Source organism: Mycobacterium sp. Marseille-P9652 (assembly GCF_902652685.1).
Lineage (GTDB): Bacteria > Actinomycetota > Actinomycetes > Mycobacteriales > Mycobacteriaceae > Mycobacterium.
This window is the reverse complement of record NZ_CACRUY010000024.1, coordinates 23,032-47,156: the sequence shown is the minus strand read 5'-3', so window position 1 is coordinate 47,156 and position 24,125 is coordinate 23,032. Positions and strand designations below refer to the sequence as shown.

Sequence of the window (24,125 nt, the reverse complement as noted above, 5' to 3'; positions counted from 1 at the left end):
CTCAATAACCGGTGTCGGCAATACGCTGGTCGCCATGCCTGCTGACACGCGCGAACCCACAGTCGTCGTCCTCGGTGGCGGTTCCTGGGGGACCACGGTGGCGTCCATCTGCGCGCGCCGCGGGCCGACGCTGCAGTGGGTGCGCTCGGAGGACACCGCCAAGGACATCAACTCCCACCACCGCAACAGCCGCTACCTGGGCAACGACGTCATCCTGTCCGACACGCTGCGCGCCACCACCGACTTCTCCGAGGCGGCCAACTGCGCCGACGTCGTGGTCATGGGCGTGCCGTCGCACGGCTTCCGCGGGGTGCTGACCGAGCTGGGCAGGGAGTTGCGGCCCTGGGTGCCGGTGGTGTCGCTGGTCAAGGGGCTCGAGCAGGGCACCAACATGCGGATGTCGCAGATCATCGAGGAGCTTCTGCCCGGCCACCCGGCGGGCATCCTGGCCGGCCCCAACATCGCCCGGGAGGTCGCCGAGGGCTACGCCGCCGCCGCCGTGCTGGCCATGCCCGACCAGCACCTGGCGACCCGGCTTTCGACGTTGTTCCGCACCCGGCGCTTCCGCGTCTACACCACCGACGACGTCGTCGGTGTCGAGATGGCCGGGGCGCTGAAGAACGTGTTCGCGATCGCCGTCGGGATGGGCTACTCGCTGGGCATCGGCGAGAACACCCGCGCCCTGGTGATCGCCCGCGCGCTGCGCGAGATGACCAAGCTCGGGGTCGCCCTCGGCGGTGACCCCGACACCTTCCCCGGCCTCGCGGGGCTGGGTGACCTCATCGTCACCTGCACCAGCCAGCGCAGCCGCAACCGCCACGTCGGGGAGCAACTGGGCGCGGGCAAGCCGATCGACGAGATCATCGCGTCGATGAACCAGGTCGCCGAGGGCGTCAAGGCCGCCAGCGTGATCATGGAGTTCGCCGACGAGTTCGGGTTGTCGATGCCGATCGCCCGGGAGGTCGACGCCGTCATCAACCACGGCTCGACCGTCGAACAGGCCTACCGCGGCCTGGCCGCCGAGGTTCCGGGGCACGAGGTGCACGGCTCGGGCTTCTAGCCGGTTCCCGGGCTGGCCGAATTCAAATCTTTGCGTTCGATATGGGCCGCGCCCGTTGGCTTGACCCGCGCTTCGCCAGCAAAATACCGTCGTCGAATGACTGCGCTGTGAGCGCTTGGCTGGCGCTGTCGTAATCGATTGTGTGTCAACCGTTTACTAGGACGTAACCGGCGCAATTCGGGGCCGATGCCGGGCAATCCCCGCGAAACGTGACGAGGGGAAACAACCGATGCAAGAAGTCCAGGACCGGTCACGGGCCGACCGGGTCAGAGCCGTCATCCGCCACGACCTGCCGTCGTCGCTCGTCGTCTTCCTGGTCGCGCTCCCGCTGTCCCTGGGGATCGCGATCGCTTCCAATGCCCCGGTGCTCGCGGGCCTGATCGCCGCGATCGTCGGAGGCATCGTTGTGGGAAGCTTGGGCGGGTCACCCTTGCAGGTCAGCGGGCCGGCGGCCGGGCTGACCGTCGTGGTCGCGGATCTCGTCTCCGACTTCGGCTGGGGCGTAACGTGTTTGATCACCGTCGGCGCGGGCCTGCTGCAGGTGCTGCTCGGCCTGAGCCGGGTGGCGCGGGCCGCTCTGGCGATCTCACCGGTCGTCGTGCACGCCATGCTCGCCGGCATCGGCATCACGATCGCGCTGCAGCAGGCGCATGTGCTGCTGGGCGGGAAGTCCAAGAGCACGGCCTGGCGCAACGTCGTCGAGCTGCCGGGCCAGATCATCGGCGCGCATCGGCCGGGGGTCATCCTCGGCGTGCTGGTGATCCTGATCCTGGTGGCGTGGCGGTGGGTCCCGGCCCGGCTGCGCCCGATCCCCGGGCCGCTGGTCGCCATCGTCGTGGTCACGGTGATCTCCGTGGTCCTGCCGTTCAACGTCCGGCGCATCGACCTCGACGGGTCACCGCTGGACGCGCTGCAGCTGCCCGACCTTCCTGAGGGCAACTGGGGCGGCGTCGCGATCGGGGTGATCACCGTCGCGCTGATCGCCAGCGTCGAGAGCCTGCTGTCGGCGGTCTCGGTGGACCGGATGCACCACGGGCCACGCACCAACTTCGACCGCGAGCTGGTCGGGCAGGGTGTCGCCAACGCGCTGTCGGGGACCATCGGGGGCCTGCCGGTCACCGGTGTCATCGTGCGCAGCTCGACCAACGTCAACGCGGGCGCGCGGTCGCGTGCGTCGTCGATCATGCACGGCGTCTGGATCCTGCTGTTCACGGTGCCGTTCGCCGAGTTGGTGGAGGAGATCCCGACCGCGGCACTGGCCGGCCTGCTGATCGTGATCGGCGTGCAGCTGCTCAAGCCGGCCCACATCGAAACCGCCACGAAGTACGGCGATCTCGCCGTGTATGTCGTGACCATCGCGTGCGTGGTCTTCCTCAATCTGCTGCACGGCGTGCTGATCGGGCTCGTGCTGGCGATCGCGCTGACCGGGTGGCGGGTGATCCGGGCGCGCGTCGACGCCCACGCCGTGGGCGACGAATGGCGGGTGACCATCCGGGGGGCGGCGTGCACCTTCCTGGCGTTGCCGCGCCTGACCCGCGTGCTGACGGCCGTCCCACCGGGAACCGATGTGACGGTGGCCCTTTCGGTCCATTACCTCGACCACGCCGCGCATCAGGCGCTCACCGACTGGGAGCGACAGCACCGCGCCACCGGGGGCACCGTGCGGATCCACGGTGTGGTCGAGACCGGCCACTTCGCCCGGCACGTGTCGCTGGTCGAGGCTGAAAGGCCAGAAGCCGCAGCCTGATGCCGCAATCCCCCATGGTAGATGACAGAACTGAGCAAAGTCGCTCATCATACGACTGTATCGCACTTCCGACTTGGTGGCATTTATTGTAGGCTCTACCCCGTAGACGACAGGTGGCCATCCGCATGCGCGTCCGCACCCAACGAGATTGAGCGTCATCTCAACAGGACGAAGAGAATTGGGAATCCTCGACAAGTTCAGGCTTGACGGTCGGGTCGCCGTGGTGACGGGCGCATCGTCGGGCTTGGGGGTGGCTTTCGCTTCCGCCTTCGCCGAGGCGGGCGCGGACGTGGTGCTGGCGGCCCGGCGGATCGATCGGCTGGAGCAAACGGCGGCCCAGGTGCGCACCGCGGGGCGGGCGGCACTGTGCGTCAAAACTGATGTGGCAGAGCCCGATTCGGTTTACCACATGGTCGACACTGCGGTGCAGGAGTTCGGGCGCATCGATATCTTGGTCAACAACGCTGGCGTGGGCGCCGCGGTACCGGCGACCCGAGAGTCACCGGTCGAGTTTCGGCGAGTTATCGACACCAACTTGAATGGGGCGTACTGGGCGGCGCAGGCGTGCGCGAAAGTGATGCAGCGAGGCAGCGCCATCGTCAACATCGCCAGCGCACTGGCGCTTACCACTGCCGGCCTGCCGCAGGCTGCTTACAGCGCCAGTAAGGCCGGGCTGTTGGGCCTTACCCGTGATCTGGCCCAGCAATGGGGGGCCCGACACGGAATCCGTGTCAACGCCCTCGCTCCGGGTTTCTTCGCCTCCGAGATGACCGACCAGTACCCAGGCGGTTACTTTGCGCGCATTACTCCGCGGATTGTGCTGGAGCGCATTGGGGATCCGGCCGAACTCGCCGCGGCGGCCGTGTGGCTGGCGTCTGATGCCGGCGCTTATGTGACCGGACAAACCATCGTGGTCGATGGCGGCGTGACCATCACGTGAGGGCGTTAGGTGAGGGTCCACGAGCAATCGCTTGAACGCCGAGGGCCGACACCGGGTTTAACGGACTGATCGGTAGCCGGGAGACTTTCTCGCATCACTGGTGGTGTCGACCGAGCGTCTCTCGCGGGCAGGGCGATTCGGATTCAGAAGTGCAACGCGCCCGTCTTCGGCATTGGCTCACCGCTTACTGTCGCTAGGCTTGGTGATCGCCAATCGAACCGGCATGGTGGTCGAGTAGCGCTCAGCGCGTGGCCGCTATCGAGGCCGCCGCGCCGTCGAGGACGAGCAGCACCTCGGCCTGTCGCCGCGACACCAGAAGTCGGGACTCTACGCGCCGCGCCCGGTCGGTCATGCGGGCGAGGACCACTCGCGCCTTGGTCGGCTCGTCGGGTGACAGCTGATAATTCGAAATGAGAAATTCGTAGTCGACTTCGTTGCCGTCGTCGCGCAATATATGCAGGTTGGTGACGACGTGGATGCTGCGCCGGCCTCGATTGGCCGCCACCGCGCGCGAGCGGCTGAAGGCCGCCAAACTGTCGATCCCCTCGAACGCTCCGGCCGGCGAATGGTGAGTGACGTCCTCTGTATAACAGCGTAATTCGGTGTCCGTGTCTGCGCGGTCGAGCGCCGAGAAGTTGGCCGCCAGTAGTTGCTGAAGTTCAGTAGAAGTATCCATCTGAGTCCTCCCTGCCTGTCGTTCTTCACGCGGTTCACGACGTCGCCCGATGCGAGCGGATGCGGGTTGCGACATCTAGCTCCACCCGATGCGAAGCGCCGCCATCTGCCGACACGCAACAACAGTATATGCAATTTAATAGTAAATCCAAGTCTCTTGCGTTATGTACGAATCTTCGATAGCGTCATCTGCGCTGCGATGAGCGCGCTATCAACGACGACGTAGGAGCCTTGCATGAGCACCAGGACCGTAGACGGAGCCCGAACTGTTCCCTACAAACTCGCCCACATCGTCTTGCGGGTCAGTGACCTGCACCGAAGTTTGGACTGGTATTGCAACCTGCTCGGCGCGCGGGTCGTCACCGTCGGCGACAACTTCGCGGGGCTTACCTACGACGAAGAGCATCACCGCATCGGTCTGGTGCAAGTCAGCGGAAGCGTTCGCGAGACCGAGACATTCGGCGCCAGCGCGCTTGTAAAAGACGACGGGGAGCGCGCCGCCACGGCCGGCGCGGACGCTCTGCAGTTCTCCGTTGAGCCCGGCCTGGAGCACATCGCCTTCACCTACTACAGCCTGGGCGACATGTTGAACACGTATGTACGGCTGCGCGACGAGAACGTCACCCCGCTCATTGCCGTGAATCACGGCACATGCACATCGTTGTATTACCAGGATCCCGACGGTCACCGCATCGAGCTGCAGATCGACAATTTGCCCCTCGATATGGCGCAGGAGTTCATCGACTCGCCCGAAGGCCAGGCAAACGTGGTCGGTGTGATCCTTGACCCTGAGGAGTTGCTGCGTCGCTACGAGGAGGGTGAGCCGGTCCGTGAGCTCGTCACATGGGGCGCGTGGCGGCAGCCTCAGCCGAGCTGACAAGGGGTGCATCTGCGGTGGCCCGGAAAGTCGGCACCAGAGCGCCGTATCGGCCGGCACTCGAAGGGCCGCCGGCGCTAGCCAATCGTGACGACCGCAGAAGCGAGGAAGTGGGCTGACGCGCAGCGCCGCTGCACAAAACATGCGATGCGAAGTAAATGCGGGTCATTTCGACCTGACAACGGATTGCGCAATGCCGGGAGATCGTCCGGCGGGAACGGAAGGCCACGATGTTCGCTGCGGAAGCGATGGCGGAGATGTTGTGCGACTACGGCCTGACTCACCTGTTCTACGTACCGGTGTTGTCGCCGCTTTTGATGAAGAGTCTGATCGGCCGCGGTGTGGTCCCAGTGGTGACTCACGGGGAGAAAGCAGCGGTCTACATGGCCGATGGCTACGCGCGCGTCAGCGGTCGACCTGGTGTGTGCGCGTCGCAAGCGATCGGATCGACCAATATTGCGGCTGGGTTGCGGGAACCGTTCCTCGCGCGGTCCCCGGTGCTCGCGCTGACGGGCGGGCCGGAGGCCGCGACCCGGTACAAGGGTCTCTATCAAGATGTAGAAGACGCGCCGGCGTTCGAACCGGTCACGAAATATCAAGCGGCCGTCGACAAAGGAGACCGTGCACCGGACCTCTTGCGCCAGGCGTATCGCGAGATGACCACCGGCGTCCCCCGACCCGCCCATCTGCGGCTCGCTGGATTCTTCGGCATAGCGACCTTCGAGGAAGTGTCATCGCCGGTGGCCATTGAGCCCTGGCACCGGAAAGTACCTGGGGCGCGGCTTGCCGCTGACCCGACGCGGGTTGCCGATGCGGCCGAACGCATCGCCGCCGCCGAACGACCGATCATGCTGATCGGTGGTGGAATCAAACGTTCGCGCGCCGAGGAGGCAGTGCTCAATCTGCTCGCCACCCTCTCGATGCCCGCAGTGACAACGTTGAACGGGATGGGCGCGATCGGTGACGACCATCCCCTGTATCTGGGCACGGCGGGTGATTACGGTCGGGACTCGGCGAACCGGGCCCTGTCGGAGGCGGATCTGGTCTTGGTGGTGGGAAGTTCGCTGGGCAGCATGTCCACGAAGAACTGGACGTTGGTCGGATCCGGCGCCACAGTCGTACAGATCGACATCGACCCGGGCGAGATCGGACGCAATTACCCCGGCACCGTGGCAGCGGCCGGCGACGCAGACATGGTGTTGCGTCAGTTGACCGCCCGCTGCACGGGCAGTGTGCCCGCGAAGTGGCAGGAGCGGGTCAGCGAACTTCGCGCCGAGTGGAACGCCATCGTCGCCGACGTGGAGACCTCGTCCGCGGTGCCGACCCGACCCGAGCGGCTACTGGCCGACCTCAGTTCTGGGCTCCCCGCTGACGCGATTCTCGTCGGCGACACCGGACACATCGGGGCATGGGCGGCGCGCCACCTGCGGCCGCGGTCCGACGTGACGTTCGTGCGGGCGGCTGGCTCGCTGGGGTGGGGCCTTCCCGCGTCACTGGGCGCCAAGTGCGCGGCCCCGCAGCGGCCAGTGGTGTGCTTCACCGGTGACGGGGGCCTTTATTACCATCTCGCCGAGCTCGAGACCGCTTGCCGTTACGGCCTGAACATCGTTGTGATCGTCAACAATAACGTCGGGATGAACCAGGAGATGTTCCTGTGGGATTCGGATAGCGTTGCCCAGCAGAAGAATTGGAAGTTTGAGGACGTCGATTTGGTGCAAGTCGCGCGCGGTTTCGGATGTCACGCGCAGCGGGTGGACGATCCCGACGCCATACACCGAGCGGTCGCCGAAGCGCTCGACGCTGGACGACCCGCCCTCATCGACGTGCGCACCGATCCCGCCGTCGCAGCGCCCTCGTCGTGGGGTCCCGCTTAGCCTCTTCCGCAAAATATTTCGCGGCTTCTTCGGCGTCAGCGGCCCACCGAGGCAGTTGTGACCGATGGATCTCGCCGCCCCAACGCACACGCGATGGGAGGAGGGCCCGACGACCCGGCCCTGTCGTCGGCGTTGATCCCGGCACCGACCTTCGAAGGCCGCAGCAACAGCAGCTGAAGACCACTGTTCTGAGGACGCCTGCGCTGCGCCGATCAGTCCAAGCGCCAAAGCGATTCAGCCCATTACGGCGGTGTAGCTGCCGGTGACCATGAAGCGAAACATTCCGCGATGGCAGTAGGTGCTGTTATCGGCGGTGATCACGCAGGTCGTTTCGTTCCAATTCACGTAGCTGCGGGGTGGCATGACCCGGGCGGCGCGCACATGCGGAAATCCGATCGCGATGAAGGGGTCATGATGCACCGTTGTATCGCCGTTGAACCAACCGATGTGGTCGGTTCCCGGTGGCGCGCCGGGAAGCACGCCCTCGCACCCGAAGCTCCCTCGCAGCCACACACCGCAATTGAGCCCTGTGGGCGACAAGAAGTAGACACCGTACAGTCCGGGCATGAAGTAATCAGCGGGATCGACTCGCGTGTAGGAGGTGAGCACGACGCTGTCCGGCGGGTAGGGGTTGGGCTCGATGGGCTTGTCTATCGGGTCGGCCGAAGCGAACGGTGCCGCGGCGGCCAGCACCCCGAGCACCATGGAGAGCGTGGCCATAGAACAGCGATTGATATGAAAGCGTCTGAGCATGTTCAACTTAACCCTACTTTCAAGGCGCCGGCCGATACCGTATGACGGCGGCTGGTCATCCGCCGCCCGTCTCGGGATAATTCCGGTGCGGCGTGCTGCCGTAACAGGTCGCGTCGCCGACGTCGAGTGTGCTTTCACACAAGAGATCTCCTCCTCGGTAAATCCGCACCGTCACGTATTTGTAGCGCCACCGGTACGGCCGCCAATCCGCGCGGATCTCCGCGCCGTCTCTCGTCGGGCTTGCCGCCTGGGCGACGTTGACGGTCGTTCGCCACGGGAGGGCGACCTGCGCGAGGGCTATCCGACGCGCCATGTCGTAGTACTCGACATTCGCGGCCGGCACGAGGTCTGAGCTGACTTCATAAGTCACGCTGTCCATTGCACGTGCGCGCGGCGCCGATACCACCGAAGCCGCAGCGGTGCTCACGGCGATTGCCGCTACGGCGATCCGAGTCATGCCCAATCGCGCCCTCGGCGTGCTGGCAAGGCCGGGTGAGCGGTCCGCCACGCCACCGCTCGGATAGTCGGTCCCGAACTTGTCAGGCATCTGTCATGATCAGCGCCGACAGGTAGTACCCCGACGGGGTCAGGTCGGAGGTGCTGACGCCGTAGGCGGTGTATGAGCAGTCAGGAATATCTCGGTAGCCGATGATCAGAGTTGATTTGATCGAGTCGGCTTCGCTCCGACCCGCGCCGTTGATGAGTTTTGCGCGGCGGGCACCCGATCCGAGGTCTTTCAGAATCGGCAGCGGGTCGTTGACCGGGACAACTCGCGCATCGTGGATCAAGTAGACCTCGGTCGAGTGCAGTGCCGCCGTCGCCGCACGCGTGATCAGCGGATCGAAACGCAACGAACCACACGACGATGCACGGGCCTGATTCACCGCATCGCTCAGCTCATCGGAGAATTCCGCCGCCGCGGCGGGTGGCCGCGCCGACATCACGAGCACACACAGCGTCGATGCGATGAGCTGCACGTGACGTCGACCTGGGCGTCGGTTTGCAACTGGCGAATGAACTCTAGTCGCACACATGTGACCGGGTGATTTCGCTCGCCCACTTCTTTGCGCGAAGATAGGAAGGTCCCGTAAACCAGTCCGGCTGATGGGCATTGATGCCGTCCCGAACGTTGGAAAGCTGTTGCCACAAGCCGTAAAAAGCGTCGCCTTTGTAGATGGGAAAGTAGACATCACCGGCGAAGTCTTGGCTTTGGGTCAGCGCCTGAACGCGAGGAGTCAGGAACTCCAGTGACTGATTGATGTTGCCGACGACGATGTCAACTTGTCGTTGCAGGCCGTCCACGTTGTAGTTTCCGTCGGTGCCGTCAGGCTGGATGCGGTTGAATTGCAGTCTGCCGATCTGATCGTTGACGGTCTGGTACTGCGCGGTAAACCATTGACACATCTCGCGTTCGGCCTGAATATCGGCGTCGGTGACGCGGCTTCTCGTCTGATCGTAGGGAAAAGGAAACTTCGGTTGCCAGTTCGTCGGCCGGGGCACGATGATCGGCAGGGGACGAATCAGTTGATCGTTCGACGGCGGATCGGCCGCCGAGTCGGGCGCAGAGAAGACCGCTGCGGCCGTCAGGCAAGCCGCCGTCACCGCGTGGCCGCACCGCCGCGTCAGCAGGCGGGCCGTAGGGCCCGCTCGGGGCCGGTTGACGGACATCAGACACCATCTCTTTCTTCGGAATTGCGCTAGCGCTGCCCCACCACCGCACTGATGCCGCCGACATCGGTGATCTGCCAGTTCTTGTTGCTGTCGAGGGTGAGGCTGTATGTCGCGGTGGACTGCAGAGGATCGGGTGCTTGCACGGTCTTGGTTTGCACGCCTACGAAGCAATCCACGACGTAGATCCCGGCGGTCTCGGATCGCACTTTGGCGGCCAGCGGTTGAGCAGTCGACGTCCACTGAAGAGGGACCAATATCTGCTCCATGGAATCGGCGGCTTTCGTCAATTTCTCTTTGAGTTCCGGGCTCGTCCCAGCCACAAGTTTGGACTTCCAGCCGTTGAGGTCTTGGAAATTCATGGCGGCGGCGGCAGTCGCGTAGTCAAGCGATATCTTCTCGGCGCGCGCGTTGTTGGCGGCACTGTGCGCTTGAGCGGCCAGCTGTTGACGCGCATCGAAGTACAGCCAGCCAAAGGTGGCCGCCGCGGCGACCGCAACAGTGACCAAGGCAGCAACGAGCAAGCCGCGGAGGCTGACCGAGACCGACAGCCGCCACGCACCCCCCGGTTTCGACGCGTTGCCGGCATCCTCGGCCTCTGAGGACCGCTCGCGCACGTCGGTCGTGACATCGGCCTCGGACGGCGCTTTGACGGCACCGTTGGGTTGGTCGGCCTCGCCGGTTGTCGTGTCGTCGGCGGTGGTTTCCGGTTTCGCGGCTCCGGCCTCCGGCGACAAAGCGCCGGTTCCGTTTTGACTCATGATTGCGCCTTTCTCCAATGCCTCAGCGTTCATCGTCGGCTCCTATCTCGGCGGAATCGTCACATGAAGGGTCACAGCGCCGTCCTCCGGAACAGCGGCCAGCATGTTGTTGAAAATCTGCCCCGTATCGAGGTTCATCAGCGCTCCTGACATGTCATTCAGGTAGGGAAGCAGTGTCTGCATCAGCACCTTCAGATCGCCTCCCGCGTGGTCCAAGAAGTGCTCGAGACGCTCGAGCAGATGGTTGAACCGGTGGATCATCGCCGCGCCGCCTCGACGCCAGATCGCCAACTCGGATAAGTTGAGGAACCGAAGGTAGGGGTTCATCACCGGTAGATATTTCGCGTTGAAGGCGGTCACCGGGCCGACGAATTCGGCGTTGCGGAGCAGTGTCTGGACATTGTCGAGTAGGGCCCGCCCGTTTCCGTCCATCATTGCTGCGGTGTGCCTGAGCAGACTGCCCGCGCGAGACAAGTTGGGAACCACCTCGGTGGGAACGGGCAACGCGACATCGGCTTCGGTGACTATGCGTTGCAGCGCACCAGGATCCAATTGATGCAGCACACGTCCCACGCTGGTCGCTAGTTCGGAGATCGAGGGCGGCGCCGTGACGGCTGCTGCGGGGATGTGCTGACCGTCGCGAAAGACCGGTCCGCGGTCGCCGCGAGGCAGGAAACCGATGTAGGTTTCTCCGAGCGCGGAGAGGTTTTCCACACGAACGTCGGTATCGACGGGAATCTCGTAGCGTCCATCGATGAAAAACGTCACCGTCGCGTCCGTCACGGTGGTATTGATCTCGGTCACTTCACCAATCGGCACACCGCGTAACAACACACGGGAACCGGGCACCAGCCCATTGACGTCGGTGACTTCCAGCGACAGGTTGGTGCGGTGAGACGATGGCTTGATACGCACCCCCATCGACCCGAAGTAACTCATAGCGCTGCCGATGATGGCGGCGAAAATGGTGAGGGAGATGACGGCGCGTCTCATGGCGCCGCGCCGAGGATTCTGAGTACATCGTGGACGTTGCCGGACAGTTCCCGCCCGTCCGGCCCGAGAATGGACGTGATGTTGATCGCCGGGAATTTGTCTTGCGGGAGGAAGAAGTCGGTGAACAGGCGGCGCCATTTTGGTACTTCACTTTCGAACGCCCACTTGGACTTCTGGATGGCGCCCACGGCGTCCGCAAAAGAGTTGAGGAAGGGCACTAGCCAGAAGCCCTGGGAGTACACGCTGCCGACACTTGGCAGAGTCTTACCCGCAAAGCCGTACAGCTGAGTTCCGTAGTCGAAGGCGCTCATACCTTTCGACGAAAACCACGTCTGCAGAGAAGGGATCGAGTCGTGCAGGACTGCCGCCGTCTGAGCTACTCCGTGCACGAGCAGATCAACTGTGTCGAGGTTACCGGCGAGGTCATCGACATCGGCCGTGAACTGGGCGGCGATTTTGCGTAAGTTGTTGCTGGGCGGTGTTATCCGGTTAAGCGCGATCACAGTGTTTTGGATACGTTGGATGGATCCGCTGCCCAGGAAATCGGTCAGGTGCGCGAGGGTGTCCTCGAGCTGCGGCGGAGAAGTGGTTTGGGCGGCGGGTATTCGCGCACCCGGCACCAGCGGGGAGGCCGCCGGTCCGCCGGGCGGGGGGCGATCCAGTGCGATGTAGATGTCCCCGAGAAGGGTTGCTTGCTGCAGTCCGGCATGGATATTCGACGGCACCGACACGGCGGGATCAATCCGCGACGTCACATCGACGTGGTTGCCGGCAATCGCGACATCAGTGACGACGCCGACTGTTATCCCGTCGAGGGTGACCTTGGCGCGGGCCGGGAGGTTGAGCACGTTGTCGAACTGCATGACGATGTCGTAGCCACCCTGAAACGAATTACCGGGACTCGGAAGGGCATTGACGTCGATGGAGGCGCACGACGACATGGCCAGCGCTGCGGCGACGGCGAAGGCGAGTGATGTGATCTGGCGCGTCATCGTTTGGCGGCCTCGGTCAACACGTACTGCAGCAAAGCGACATCGACGGCGTAGGGTTTCCCGGCAACGTCGGTGCAGCTGCCCGGGCTGGCTGCGTTCAGCCGGCCGCAGGTAAGCAGCCCGTCGATGGGGGTGCCGATGCGATACAGCGGCGGCCGGTATCGGATGTTGAATTGCTTTCGGTTTACGAAGTTCTCCAGTTTGTTGAGGATCACCGGGGCGGGTTTGATGAAACCGAGGTACAACAACACGTTCGGGTGCGCGCTTGCTTTGCGCAGGAAATACTCCCCATCATTGAGCAGCGTCTGGATTTCGTCGCCCAAAACGCTTTCGATATCGGCGGCGGCCCCGACCAGTGAAGTGACGGGATCCGAGATCAATCCCCCACCGTTGAGAACGTCGACGATGTCGGGGGTCGTGGTGTACGTCGTCAACATGATGTCTTTGAGCGGTCCTCTGATATCGCGCAGCGTTGCCGTGAGCTGAGCGAGATTGAGGATGATCGACCTGATGTCGCTGATCGCCTGGTCGGGTGCGTCAAGCACCGCTGAGCTCGTAGTCAGCAGCTGGCGGATGCCTGGGCCGCTTCCCCGAAGCGCTTGGTCAAGGCCGGCGACAACACCGCCGATGTTCGTCGAGCCGTCAGGGTTGATGGCATTGAGGAAGGTGTTCGCCGACCCAATCATTTCCGAGAGGCTTTTCGGCGTCGAGGACCGCTCGAGTGGAATGCATCTTCTGGCCGGCAACTGAGGACCTGAGGTCAGATTGCCGACCAGCTCCAGTTGCCGGTCGGCCAGGATTGACGTCGACCGTGTGACGGCTCTGACATCGGCGGGAAAACGGCGGCTCCCGGTGACGGTGAAGTCGACGCGCACACCACGAAGTCCGGGCGTTACCGCGGTGACCGTGCCGATCGGGTATCCCATTTGGGTGACGGGATTTCCGACGTACAACCCAACGCTGTCGGGCATGATCGCGCAGTAGTCGGTCTGTTGCTCGTGACCGAAGGCGGTGAACGACCCGCACGCCAGGGCCGCCGCGCCCGCGCAGATGCAGGTGCTGACGGCTCGACGGATCCTCTGCGACCCGACCCGTAGCGCTAGCACGGAACACCCGGCATAGGGATACACAGATCGGTGGCCAACAACTCCGGAGGGGACTGCTCGACGTCGAGTACCCGCTCGATGTGTCGTTGGATGACGCGCAAGCCGCGCACGATCGCGCCGTTGTGATCAATCCACAGCCGGCCTTTGGCGATGAAGTTGCGGGCTTTCTCCAGGAATTGGTCGCGGTGTTTGTCATAGAACTCACCGAGCGGCTTGATACCCTCCAGGGCCTGCCCGATGCCTTTGAGCGCCGCGGCGAATCCCTTGCTGTACAACTCGAGTGCGGCTTGGGCGATGGCGAGCTTGTGCACCATCGCGGTGAGCGTTCCGCGGAAATCGCTCAACCGCTGAAGGTATTCATCGGAAAGGTTCAGGATCGCCGTGACTTGTCCGCGCTGTCGATCGATGGTCGACATCAGCGAGTTGCCGGCGTCGATGGTCGCGTTGAGCACCTCCACGTTTGAACCAGTCAAACCGGTCTGCAGCTCGTTGAGAGACTCGTTGATCGGTTTGGTGGCGAGGTTGTTGGTCACATTGGTGGCGTCGTTGAGGGAACGGATGAGGCTGTACGGCATGGTCACCCGCTCGAGGGGAATGGTGTTGTCGCCGAGCGGAGCATCGCCGAGCGAGACGAGATTGACGTAGTATCCGCCCACCACGGTGAGCATGCGAACCTGTATCTCGGACTTGTCTCCGACGAATGCGCTGTTGTCGACGCGGGCCGACACGCGGACGCGATCCGCTTCCAGCGTAACGTCTTTCACCTGTCCGACGGGAATGCCGGCGATTCGCAACTGGTCTCCGCGATGAACCGACGCCGCGTCGTCGGTGTAGAAAACCACAGTCTTTTGCGCTGGCGGATTCAGATAAAGCAGGGCGGCCACAGCGCACACCACGGTGATCATCGCCAAAGCCGCAGCGCCCCATGCCACGGGCTTTCTCAGTATCTTCATCGGTTGCATAGGATCACCCGTTGGCCGTTTAACAGGACATCCATGGTCGCGGGTAGCTGCGCGCGGCCGCGGGCGCAGGGCTCAGGTTGCCCAGCGGCGGGGGGAGGCAGGATGTTCTCCCACATCACCGGTACGAATTTGAAGGCGTCGACGGTGCGGTCCACATTGTTGAACGCGGTGTCGAGCGCAGCGTCGACGTCGATCCCCGGCTTGAGTCCGAGATTGCTCAGCAAGCGGATCACCGGGGCCACGAAATCAGGGCCGTACAGCTGTGATTTGCGTAGCTCGTCAAGGACGGTCAGTGCGGAGTCGAGCGGGCGGTTCACCCAGTCGACGACCTGGATGAGATCTTTGCCGTGTCCGGCCATGGTGTCGGCGACTTCGGCGAGATTGCGCATCAGCGTGGACACGACTTGTTGGCGGTCCGCCACAAATTGCGTCAGCTTGTGGATGCTGTCTAGCAGCGGCGCCAGACCGCTGCCGTCACCTGACAGGACGTTCGCGGCGTTGGCCGCGAACGTGTTGAGTTCGCTGGGACTCAGCGTGGCGAACACCGGTTGCAGTCCGTTGAAAAGCATCGTGATATCAAAAGAAGGCATGGTCATCGCGACTGGAACATCGGTTACCAAATCGCTTGGCTGGTAGTGATCTGACGGTTTGACGATGTCGAGGTAGCGGGTGCCGGTAAGGGTTTGGTACTTGATCGCCACACGGGTGTCGGGCAGGATCCCGTATTTCGTGTCGAGCGAAAACCGAACCGAGGCCACGCTTTGACGCTGCCGGCGCTCGAGCCGGGTGGCCAGCACCCGTCCGACAAGCACGCCGCGGACGCGGACATCGGCGCCCTGATACAGACCGGATGCGTCGGTGAATCTTGCTGTGTAGTCTCGGGTTTGCGCGGCGATCGGCCGAGATACCCCGCTGAGCAGCAAGATGAGCAGCACCACGGTCAGGCCCGCGCCGACCGCCAAACGCAACAGCGCCGCGCGCGATGTCATTGCGAACCCTGCGGTTCGTCAGAAGGAACCTGCGGCGCGCCACCGAGCCCAGCGGCCACGCCGGGCAAGCTGTCCAACACGATGCGCACTTGCAACGCTCGTTGCTCGCCGTTTCCGGCGAACATCTTCTCGAAGCGTTCACGCAGCTGCACGAGAGTAGTGGCGAAGTCATCGGGCCGGAACAGTGCGGGGATAGGATCGAAGAGCGCCTTATTGCCGTCGATGAGGGGCAGCAAGTCGTCAACATAATTGGCCTCCAGCCGGCCGAACCCGCTGAACACCTCCGTCGAACCCACCTCGTTGGCGATCCGCAATCCGTTGGGGCCGTAGAAGTCATCCTTCGATAGCCCCAGGAGATCGTCGATGAAGCCGTCGCCGGCGGTGACGATGCCCTGGACAAAGCCCGGAACGACGACGCTGATCCCGGTTGCGTTGGCCAACAGGCGCGCCGCCGGGACCGTCTGGACGTGAGCGACGGCCTGCAAGGTGATCACGACAGTTTCCAGCAGTGGAGTCAAAGCGTTGGTGTATTGGCCGACTCGGTCGATGACCGAGATCAGCTGCGGGGTCAGGGTGCCGACCGACACTTCGCCGAGGCGTGACAACAACGCCTGCAGTGTGGAATTCTGTTCAGGCGCAACGCCTATCCGCATTCCGTCGCGCAGTTGCCGGCCACCGAGGCCGGCTTGGAGGTCGACGCCGGTGACCCCGAAGTAGTTGATCGGCCGGAACTCGACTTTGAGGGTGTCAGTCAGTCCTGCCACCGAAGACCGTTGCAGGTCACTCAACAAACGGATTCCGCCTCCGGGCAGACTCGAGATGCTGGTGACCCTGCCCACCTCGACGCCGTGCATGACGATCGCGGTGCCGGCGCGCACGCCCTGACCGACGAAAGGGGTATCGAGCGCGACGGTGATGCGGTCATGGGGACGGCCGCCCGAGGGACTGAACGCCACGATGGCCGCAACGACGCTGGCGCACAGAATCGTCAGCGCGCCGACGACCATCAACGTGCGTACTTGACGCTTCTCCGAACCCCTCAGCAACATCGCGGTGGGCTACCCTTTGAACACATACTGCGGCTGGAACCCCCATATCGTGACCGTGAGGATGAAGTCCAAACTCATGATTGCGACGAGGCTCGCGCGGACGGCGCGCCCGGACGCCCGGCCGACACCGGCCGGCCCGCCGGAAGTGAAATATCCGTAGTAGCAGTGGATCAACGTCACCGCTACGCAGAAAATGCTTGCCTTGAGTACGGAGAAGCCGAGATCGGTCGGGGTCAAGAACATGACCATGTAATGGTTGTAGGTGCCGGCCGGCTGCCCGAGAAGATCCCGGATGACGATGCCTTGGACGATGAACGCACCGACCAGGGTCAGCAGATAGCCGGGTATGACGACGGCTAATCCGCCGATCAGCCGAGTGCCCACCACGAACGGTATCGGTCGTAGGCCCATCGCATCGACGGCTTCAATTTCTTCGGAGATGCGCATCGTGCCGATTTCGGCCGTCATTCGGCAGCCCGCCTGCGATGTGAAGGCGATGCCGGCGATCAACGGCGCGAGCTCGCGGACCGTGCCGATCCCGCCCACCAGTCCAGAAAGCGCACCGAAACCGATCAGGTTCAAAGTCGCATATCCCTCGACAGCGACTGAGGCGCCGACCACGACGCCGAGGATGACCAGCACGCTGATCGTGCCGCCATCGACGATGATCGAGCCCCGTCCCCACGCCAGGTTGTTCATCGCCTGCACTGTCTGGCGGCGGTACCGCCGGATTGTCAGCGGCAACGTCCATAGGGTCTGGCCGATGAAAATTATCCATTGCCCGGTCTCTGTTAATGACCAACGAATGGGCTGCATGCCTAGCAGCTGGAGGGCGGGAAGTTTCGACGGCGTCATGCGATCGCCGTAGGGAAGAACATGACCTGGAATTGTGTGATGGCCAGATTGGCGGTCACCACGCAGATGACGCTGAGCACCACCGATGAATTCACCGCATCGGCAACTCCGCGCGGCCCGTGCACGGCCTCCATGCCGCGAAGTGCCGAGATGATCGCCACGATCGCCGCGAACACAACGGTTTTCACGATCGCGAACCACACATCGGTGGCGTGGGCGAACATGCCGAACGACGCCCAGAAACTGCCCGGCGTGACGTCGCTGATGACGACGGCGATGATGTAGGAAGCTGCGGTGCCTGCCACCAGAATGACGGTGATCAGCGTGGGGGCGATTGCCACGGCAGCCAAGAATCGCGGAGTCACCAGGCGGCGAACGGGATCGATGCCCATCACCCGCAGCGCGTCCAGTTCGTCCCGAATCGCCCACGCGCCGAAATCTGAGGCGATCGCCGAAGCCGCCGCCCCGGCCAGCAACAGGCCCGCGGTAAGCGGGGCACCTTGCCGGACGACGCCGACCCCGCTCGAAGCACCAATGAGCGAGCTGGCACCGACTTGGTTGACGAGTCCCGAGATGATGACCGAGACCATGGCACCAAAAGGAACCGCCATCAAAACCGCGGGCAAAGCCGTGACTTTGAGGAGACTCCACGCTTGGACCAAGAGCTCATTGACCGGCAACCTCAACGTGAGAGTGTCGAGGACCGCGTAGCGCGCGACGGCGACTGCGAGCGCCGCACAGCGGCCGATCGTCGCGAGGGAACGTCCAGGGATCGCACGGACACGTGCCGCAACCGCACCCAACGTGCCGGCAGGCGTCGCGGTGCCGGAAGGTTCCGGAGTGACTATGCCGACCACGTCCTTTTGCCGTTCGGCCACCGTTGACGTCATGTCGTGCCGCCGACGAGCACGATCGGTGTCCAAATGCCGCGCGCTTGATGCGTGGCACTCGACGTCGCGGCAATTCGACCGCGCCGTGCGGTCACCAGGCCAGACACGACGCAGCATCGGCGGTCGACGGCGCGCATCCGACCATTGCGGCGCCTCAGAGGGCTATCGACTCCAACGCACCTCGAAGCACGGGCGGCTCTGCGAGGTCTGACGCCGGTTGATGAACGGACAGATGTGATTTTGCACCCCGAATGTGCTGCGGACAAGCGAGTTTCACGGGTCACCCAAGGTGGTCGGACAACCGAACACCACCCCAACGTGACCCGCACCACAACAAAGTAACGCAATGGTGTCGCAGAATCAATGCGCCAGCACTAGCAAGAGTCAGGCAGGTGCCGGAGGGCTGCGGCGGTCGGGCGTCATTGGTGTCTGCAAGAGCCGGCGGGGTGCACAGATCCGAGCAACGGACGCCCCAGGCCGAACCGGTGTTGCAGAGAAGCACCCAGGAGCGCGGGAGGACCCGCCAATACGAGGCGCTATATGTGCCCGAGGCGGGAATCATGACGCCGCGCGGGAGAACCGCTATTCAGGCCCGCACAACCCGCGAAGTTTGGGGGACGCGTGACTGCGCGTCATCGGTATCGCCTAGGCACCGCTGGTGCCGCGGGTCACGAAATCGACACCCCGGTCGACGAAGAGGTCTATGGCGGCGATGACGAGCGGACGCCGGCATCTCATCACCGGCGTCACACAGGAGAAGTCGGCCCGGCGGCACGGTCGTCGCCGAAGGCCAAGGGTTGGGGCTGCGGGGTATCTTCAATGATCGCCTTCAGTTGCTTGAGCGCCCGCCGCTGCACGGGCTTGGCCAAAGCGAACAACGGCGCGAAGATGCGAAAGATGCCGATCAGCGTGTGTTCCGTCGTCAGTGCCACGTGGGTGCCGTGGCCATGCGAAGTTACCCGCCAGGTGTCGGTGCTGTGCATGAATCGCCCGTTAACGGCTAGCTTGAGCAGCCGCGGCGGATCGTACGCAGCCACCGTCATGTGCAACGCAATGCGCGCCACGACGGGCCGCATCAGCACGCGGTAGGTGCGACGTTCGTAGCTGGCCTCGGGATCATCGACGGAGTCGATTCGTGCCACGGGACCATCCCACTGCGGCAGCCCCTGCAGGTCGGCGATCACATCGAAGGCACGGTGCGCCGAAGCCTCGACGTGGAAGCTGAAGTGTCCGATAGTGGTCACCGCCCACCGCCTTCCGTTTAGGCTGTTGCATCGCTCTCGCTGAAGTTCTGACAGATCCGCGCGGTGGCCGTACGGCGAAATGACCTTTCCCAGAAAGGGTCGCGCCACCGAGCTCCACTGCGTTTCACGCTAGCCGGGCATACGAAGTGATGCAAATTAATTGCACATCCAATTTCATTGCGTTTTCCGGGTTGCCTCCGTATATGCAAGACACATGTATAAGCTAGTTAGTTGCACATCAGCGGAAGACTGGATACCGTTGTGCCACCGATGGAGGCGCCCACACGAGGCTGGCGAGACTAGCGTCTGCACCGGGCGGACAGCCGGACGACGATCGCCAACGAGCATTGTGGTCCGCGGACGAGGACAGTGTTTTGAAGTCGGCGATCACCATCGGAGAAACAGATGAGAGCAACCGAACGCAATGTGATGGAACTCGATGTGCCCGGCTCGCCGGAGGCGGTGTTCGACTACCTCGTCGATCTCAACCGGTTGCCCGAGTGGGACAAGCCTGTTCGACAGGCGGTACTGCTCGACGAGTCCATGCAGCAGGGTGCCCGGTGGCAGATTCGGCTGCACGGTTTGCGTACCCGTCGTCCGATAGTGCTGACAGTGGTGGACCTCGACCGGCCGCGCCGGTGTGAATACGTGGTGCGCGGCCATCGGGTGACTGCGCACGACGTCCTGGAGTTGCGTCCCACTATGTCTGGATGTACGCACCTCACCATTACGGCTGACGTCGAGTTGCGTGGCGTGTTCGCACCGGGCGCGCGTCTTGTCCGCCTCGCCGGACCGCTGATGCGCGCGGCGACGGTTCACTACATCACCCGCGCGGTGTGGCGTGCGGTGAAGAGCCGCCCGGCGGGCTCGGGAGCGCCCGACCGCTCCCCGCGCCGGGGCGCTGCTTAGTCCGCGTGAGCAGCGGCGACCTTTAGACTGAGCCCGTGACGTGCATACATGTGGTTCGGCTCGGCAGATGCGATGGCGGCGATCGATGATGGAACAGAAAGAGCTCGGCCGACGCGAACGCAAGAAGCGCGCCACCAAGCAGGCACTGGAGCGGGCGGCCCTCGAGCTTTTCATCGAGCGCGGATACGACCAGGTGAACGTCGCCGATATCGCCGCGGGCGTCGACGTTGATCCGTCGACCTTCTTTCGGCATTTCGGGTCGAAAGAAGCTGTCCTGTACGAGGATGCTATGCGCGCCCCGGCGATCATCGAGTCGGTCCTGCACGAACGTCCCCCGGACGAGCCTCTCGAAGAGACGGTCCGCGCCATCTTGGAAGTACTTGTCGACAGCGTCGTCATCAACAGCCACCGCGCCGCGTTACAGCTGAAACTGATGTCTCAAAGTGAGGATCTCAGCGCCTATCACTTTCTCTACAACGAACGGATTCGTGACCGGCTGGCCGAGGGCATCGCGGATCGGGTGGGGGTGCAGCGACGACACGACCCACGCCCCGACATCCTGGCCGCGGTTTTCATCGCGGCACTCGAAGAGGTGCGTCGAGATATCGTTAACTCTCAGCGCACGCCCACGTCGAGAACGGTGGTCAGCAAAGTTCAGCGTCTGCTGGAGCCGATTACGGCGTACTGCCGCGACCTTGACGCCAAACGCTGAACTGCCCCGTGGGCCCGTTACCGTTACAGGCCGTGGTTGGGGAGCCCGAAGCGAGCCATCCCGACTTTCGCCTGCATCGCAGTACTCACCGCGGCGTGCTTGAGCCCCACCAGTAAATCGCGCACACAGCGCTGAATGACAGACGAGCGGAAGACGACCGAGGTCGGCGCGCTGTCATAGGCGAACAACGCTGCGGCGCGTGCGGCTGCGGTCGCCTCTAACGACACCTCGAAGATGTCGACCCTCAGCGCGGTCTCGACGGGGCCCCGGGCGGCGGCGCGCTGCAATTCTTCGAGCGCTTCGACAAGCCGGGAGCGCGCCGCGCGTAGCCGGGCCTCTGCCTGCTGGAGCCCCACTTGCACGCGGAAGTCCTCCGCGATCGGGCCGGGGGCGAGCAGTCTCTTGGTATGGGGTGCGATTGCTTCTAGCTCGTCGAGAGCGCGTCGGCCGACGCCCAGTGCCCAGCCCGCCACGCCGGTCAGGCCGATCACGGTGGATTCCTTGAGCGACATGCCCGTCGGTTCGGACGGCCCTCCCCCGTTGCCGGTTGACCCGCCGGCATACCCCGCGGCGAACGAGTCGGCGGCGAGTTGCAGATCGAACACCCGCCGCTGCGGCACGAAGGTTTCCTCGATGCTCACATCCTGGCTACAGGTGGCTTCTAGGCCCGCGACTTCCCAGTTGTCGTGCAACCGGCACGCTTCGATCGGAAGGACGTGCATCCGTAACGTGACTCCCCCGTGCGAAGTCTGAACGGGGGCGCCCGCCAGGTACCAGGTCGCATGCGCCGATGCGCTGCCCCAAGCGAACTCGCCCGAGAAAAGCGCGCCGCCGTCGCTGGCTACCGAGGTGCCGCGGGGTTGCAGCGCCCCGGCAATCACCACCTGGCCACCGCCGAACACCTCGTTGAGTCCCTCAGCATCCAGAGACGCCGCGATTACCGCGCTGCTCTGGTTGGAAACCGTGGTGCACCAGCCCGCCGAGGCATCGGCCCGGCTGATTTCCTCGATCGCGAGCACCGCCGAAACGTGGTCCGCTCCGAGGCCGCCGAGATGGTGGGGCACTTTGAGCCCGAAGAGTCCCGCGGCGAGCATGGCCTCCACGGTGGCATCGGTCAGCCGCCCTAGGCGCTCTCCGGCGAGCGCGTTGTCCTGCAGAACCGGGGCGACGCTGCGGGCCGCGCTCACGGGGTCGGCGTACCCCTCGTCCCGTCGTGGTGCGGTCGCGATGTCAGTCATGTCGGCGAACCTTTCATTGATCCCTGCTGTCGCATGCGCTCGCTCAAGCCGTTAGCGCTCCCGCCACACTACCACGCATATGCGCCTAACTTGTAGATACAAGTCTCTTGCACTTTGGTAGTCCGGATCGCCAGAGGTTGGGTCGAGCGCGCAGCGCTCGGCACGGGTGGGCGACCCGGGTTTAGCGCATCGGTGATCGTGACCGATGCCGGTGGAGTCGCGCGGAACGGCACGCCGTGGCGAGCGCAAATCCGCATGCCGGTGCGGTAGCGTGGGCCGGTGGCACGTCAACGCAGCAACGCTCCGGCCGACACCGTCGACCGGACGACGGCGGTGCCGGGGCGACGGGAGCGCAAGAAGTCGGCGACGCGGCGGGCGCTCAGCGAGGCCTCGTTGGCGCTGTTCGCCGAACGGGGTTACGAGGCGGTGACTGTCAACGAGATCGCCGAGCGCGCCGATGTCGATGTATCGACTTTCTTTCGCCTGTTTGGCACGAAGGAGAATGTGCTTTTCGCCGATGGCGAGGAAATGACCGAGGCCATAAATGGGGCGCTTGCGCAGCGCCCGCCTGATGAACGACTGTCAGAGAGCCTTTCGGCGGCAATGGAAGACGTACTGGGGATGCTTGACGAGAACGCCACGCTCGAGACGCTCAGGATGAGCCTGTGCGCCGAGTCGGGCCGGCTGCGGTCGCGATATCTGGTCGGTCAGGACGCCATTCGGGCAGTGGCGCAGGAGCATTGCAGCCGCCGGCTCACCGGCCCCCGACGCGAGGAGCGTGCCGGCATTGCGGCGGCAGCGTTTGTCGGTGCGCTTGACTGGCTGCGCCGCCATCGCACGACATCGCGCCGGTCGCAGCGCGCTCTGCTGGCCAGTGCGCAAGAGGCGCTGCGAGAACTTGATCTGTGATCGGCGAGGCGGTCGGTCCGACAACACCGCGTGGGAGGTGTTGAGCTGTTGCTGTTTGGGCCGGCCGCGCGTCCGTCGGCGAGCCGTACACGTGGGTGACGCAAATGAGCCGAACCCCTGGCCGACGCCGTCACCCGGGAATCGACACGATGGCTGGCGAGCTACAAGTTGCAGCTCGCCAGTGCACGCGATGAGCAGGTCTTAATCGGACCGATCGGCCGCCAGGACAGGCGCTGAGCGGGGCGCGACAGCTTGTGCCATCAGCCGCATCCGGTCGACTCGACATGTTCGGGCGCGGCGCGGCAAACCGGGCCACGCCTCCAGGTGACGCATTGCACGCTATGCGACCGTATTGCACTTACCATGATTTCTCTCATAAGATCGTCTCGCGATAGGTACTAATTTGCCGTGGCTCGTCGAAGCGCGGTACCAGGGGCCACGGAGACGGTGGATCACGTCCTTGGTGGTGGAGTTCGGTATGTAACACGTGCCCGCCGCTGACCGTCTCGATCGCTTGCGCTAGGGAGGTTCGATGTCAGCACGTCCGCAAGGCAGAGCTGCCGCCGCTATCGGTACGTTGTTCGTCCTCCATGGCCTGTTGTTTGTCCTGCAGCCCCTGAAGATCCGGGGTCGGCTGGCAGAGGGGCCGCTCAGCCCTGCCCAGTTCCGGTTGCTGGGGATCGCTGAGACCGCAGGAGGGGCCGTCGTTTCGCTCGGGGCGGTGTCGCGCGTGGTACCTCGGGCGCTGAGTATCCCGGCAAACGGAGGGATACTGGCGGTCCTGGTCTGCGCAACGCTTCTGCATCTGCGCCGCAGGGAGATTCCGACGGCCATCGGCACCGCGGTCGGCGCGGCGGTCTCGGCGTCATTGGTCCGCAGCGCCGCACGCTGAGCCGTGCACTGTCCCCGCTTTGCGCGCCGA

At 64.0% G+C, this 24,125-nt stretch carries 25 protein-coding genes; 9 read left to right on the top strand and 16 right to left on the bottom strand.

Translation table 11 applies throughout. The features are described from left to right. Positions 1–34 precede the first annotated feature (34 nt). The 3 genes from GPY60_RS14495 to GPY60_RS14485 all read left to right on the top strand — a co-directional run bounded on the left by GPY60_RS14495 (position 35) and on the right by GPY60_RS14485 (position 3,747). Positions 35–1,060 (top strand): NAD(P)H-dependent glycerol-3-phosphate dehydrogenase, encoded by a 1,026-nt coding sequence (locus GPY60_RS14495; RefSeq protein WP_156688363.1) that lies wholly within the window; start codon positions 35–37, stop codon positions 1,058–1,060. Between the two features lie 229 nt (positions 1,061–1,289). Next, a complete protein-coding gene (locus GPY60_RS14490; RefSeq protein WP_156688362.1) occupies positions 1,290–2,807 on the top strand; it encodes a SulP family inorganic anion transporter in 1,518 nt (505 codons plus the stop codon). Between the two features lie 178 nt (positions 2,808–2,985). Then, complete coding sequence (locus tag GPY60_RS14485; protein ID WP_156688374.1) at positions 2,986–3,747, top strand: SDR family NAD(P)-dependent oxidoreductase; 762 nt, start codon at positions 2,986–2,988, stop codon at positions 3,745–3,747. A gap of 241 nt (positions 3,748–3,988) precedes the next feature. Here GPY60_RS14485 and GPY60_RS14480 read toward each other — a convergent pair whose 3' ends face one another. Then, positions 3,989–4,498, bottom strand: coding sequence for a nuclear transport factor 2 family protein (locus GPY60_RS14480; protein ID WP_156688361.1), 510 nt, complete (start codon positions 4,496–4,498; stop codon positions 3,989–3,991). 159 nt (positions 4,499–4,657) lie between these two features. Here GPY60_RS14480 and GPY60_RS14475 point away from each other — a divergent pair, with 159 nt between their 5' ends. Together GPY60_RS14475 and GPY60_RS14470 are read left to right on the top strand one after the other, a co-directional pair. Then, positions 4,658–5,299: a VOC family protein gene (locus GPY60_RS14475; RefSeq protein WP_156688360.1), complete on the top strand. Its 642-nt coding sequence runs from the start codon at positions 4,658–4,660 to the stop codon at positions 5,297–5,299. 230 nt (positions 5,300–5,529) lie between these two features. Then, complete coding sequence (locus tag GPY60_RS14470) at positions 5,530–7,173, top strand: thiamine pyrophosphate-binding protein (protein WP_156688359.1); 1,644 nt, start codon at positions 5,530–5,532, stop codon at positions 7,171–7,173. Between the two features lie 234 nt (positions 7,174–7,407). On the opposite strand, the gene GPY60_RS14465 is transcribed toward GPY60_RS14470, so the two are convergent. From GPY60_RS14465 to GPY60_RS14400, 14 genes are all read right to left on the bottom strand, one after another. Further along, positions 7,408–7,893, bottom strand: coding sequence for a hypothetical protein (locus tag GPY60_RS14465; protein WP_156688358.1), 486 nt, complete (start codon positions 7,891–7,893; stop codon positions 7,408–7,410). Between the two features lie 88 nt (positions 7,894–7,981). Beyond that, positions 7,982–8,473 carry a hypothetical protein gene (locus tag GPY60_RS14460; RefSeq protein ID WP_231639653.1) on the bottom strand — a complete coding sequence of 164 codons (492 nt, stop codon included), beginning with the start codon at positions 8,471–8,473 and terminating at the stop codon, positions 7,982–7,984. After that, positions 8,466–8,903, bottom strand: a complete 438-nt coding sequence (locus GPY60_RS14455; RefSeq protein WP_156688357.1) for a hypothetical protein — start codon at positions 8,901–8,903, stop codon at positions 8,466–8,468. Before GPY60_RS14455 ends, GPY60_RS14460 begins: the two co-directional genes overlap by 8 nt. Before the next feature lie 43 nt (positions 8,904–8,946). Next, positions 8,947–9,594, bottom strand: a complete 648-nt coding sequence (locus tag GPY60_RS14450; RefSeq protein WP_231639652.1) for a hypothetical protein — start codon at positions 9,592–9,594, stop codon at positions 8,947–8,949. A gap of 29 nt (positions 9,595–9,623) precedes the next feature. After that, positions 9,624–10,388, bottom strand: coding sequence for a hypothetical protein (locus GPY60_RS14445; protein ID WP_156688356.1), 765 nt, complete (start codon positions 10,386–10,388; stop codon positions 9,624–9,626). A gap of 9 nt (positions 10,389–10,397) precedes the next feature. Next, entirely contained in the window at positions 10,398–11,348 is a 951-nt protein-coding gene (locus GPY60_RS14440) for an MlaD family protein (protein ID WP_156688355.1), read from the bottom strand. Further along, positions 11,345–12,340, bottom strand: coding sequence for an MlaD family protein (locus GPY60_RS14435; RefSeq protein ID WP_156688354.1), 996 nt, complete (start codon positions 12,338–12,340; stop codon positions 11,345–11,347). The genes GPY60_RS14440 and GPY60_RS14435 overlap by 4 nt, the downstream gene beginning before the upstream one ends. Beyond that, the gene (locus GPY60_RS14430; protein WP_156688353.1) at positions 12,337–13,311 is read right to left on the bottom strand and encodes an MlaD family protein; all 975 of its coding nucleotides are present in this window, start codon (positions 13,309–13,311) and stop codon (positions 12,337–12,339) included. Before GPY60_RS14430 ends, GPY60_RS14435 begins: the two co-directional genes overlap by 4 nt. A 128-nt stretch (positions 13,312–13,439) precedes the next feature. Then, positions 13,440–14,399, bottom strand: a complete 960-nt coding sequence (locus tag GPY60_RS14425) for an MlaD family protein (protein WP_156688352.1) — start codon at positions 14,397–14,399, stop codon at positions 13,440–13,442. After that, positions 14,396–15,397 (bottom strand): MlaD family protein, encoded by a 1,002-nt coding sequence (locus GPY60_RS14420; RefSeq protein ID WP_156688351.1) that lies wholly within the window; start codon positions 15,395–15,397, stop codon positions 14,396–14,398. The genes GPY60_RS14425 and GPY60_RS14420 overlap by 4 nt, the downstream gene beginning before the upstream one ends. Further along, positions 15,394–16,404: a Mammalian cell entry related domain protein gene (locus GPY60_RS14415; protein WP_231639656.1), complete on the bottom strand. Its 1,011-nt coding sequence runs from the start codon at positions 16,402–16,404 to the stop codon at positions 15,394–15,396. Before GPY60_RS14415 ends, GPY60_RS14420 begins: the two co-directional genes overlap by 4 nt. 51 nt (positions 16,405–16,455) lie before the next feature. Then, positions 16,456–17,262: an ABC transporter permease gene (locus GPY60_RS14410; RefSeq protein WP_231639655.1), complete on the bottom strand. Its 807-nt coding sequence runs from the start codon at positions 17,260–17,262 to the stop codon at positions 16,456–16,458. A 35-nt stretch (positions 17,263–17,297) separates the two neighbouring features. Further along, positions 17,298–18,191: an ABC transporter permease gene (locus GPY60_RS14405; protein WP_156688348.1), complete on the bottom strand. Its 894-nt coding sequence runs from the start codon at positions 18,189–18,191 to the stop codon at positions 17,298–17,300. Positions 18,192–18,937: 746 nt separating this feature from the next. Beyond that, entirely contained in the window at positions 18,938–19,435 is a 498-nt protein-coding gene (locus tag GPY60_RS14400; RefSeq protein ID WP_197283678.1) for an SRPBCC family protein, read from the bottom strand. 405 nt (positions 19,436–19,840) lie between these two features. Between GPY60_RS14400 and GPY60_RS14395 the strand changes: the two genes are divergently transcribed. Then, a complete protein-coding gene (locus GPY60_RS14395; RefSeq protein WP_156688346.1) occupies positions 19,841–20,344 on the top strand; it encodes an SRPBCC family protein in 504 nt (167 codons plus the stop codon). 85 nt (positions 20,345–20,429) lie between these two features. After that, positions 20,430–21,056 carry a TetR/AcrR family transcriptional regulator gene (locus GPY60_RS14390; RefSeq protein ID WP_197283677.1) on the top strand — a complete coding sequence of 209 codons (627 nt, stop codon included), beginning with the start codon at positions 20,430–20,432 and terminating at the stop codon, positions 21,054–21,056. Between the two features lie 23 nt (positions 21,057–21,079). On the opposite strand, the gene GPY60_RS14385 is transcribed toward GPY60_RS14390, so the two are convergent. Further along, positions 21,080–22,294 (bottom strand): acyl-CoA dehydrogenase family protein, encoded by a 1,215-nt coding sequence (locus GPY60_RS14385; protein ID WP_156688344.1) that lies wholly within the window; start codon positions 22,292–22,294, stop codon positions 21,080–21,082. A gap of 279 nt (positions 22,295–22,573) precedes the next feature. Between GPY60_RS14385 and GPY60_RS14380 the strand changes: the two genes are divergently transcribed. Both GPY60_RS14380 and GPY60_RS14375 read left to right on the top strand, forming a co-directional pair. Next, a complete protein-coding gene (locus tag GPY60_RS14380) occupies positions 22,574–23,203 on the top strand; it encodes a TetR/AcrR family transcriptional regulator (RefSeq protein ID WP_231639651.1) in 630 nt (209 codons plus the stop codon). A gap of 532 nt (positions 23,204–23,735) precedes the next feature. Then, positions 23,736–24,095, top strand: coding sequence for a DoxX family protein (locus GPY60_RS14375; RefSeq protein WP_156688343.1), 360 nt, complete (start codon positions 23,736–23,738; stop codon positions 24,093–24,095). The last annotated feature ends 30 nt before the right edge of the window (positions 24,096–24,125 follow it).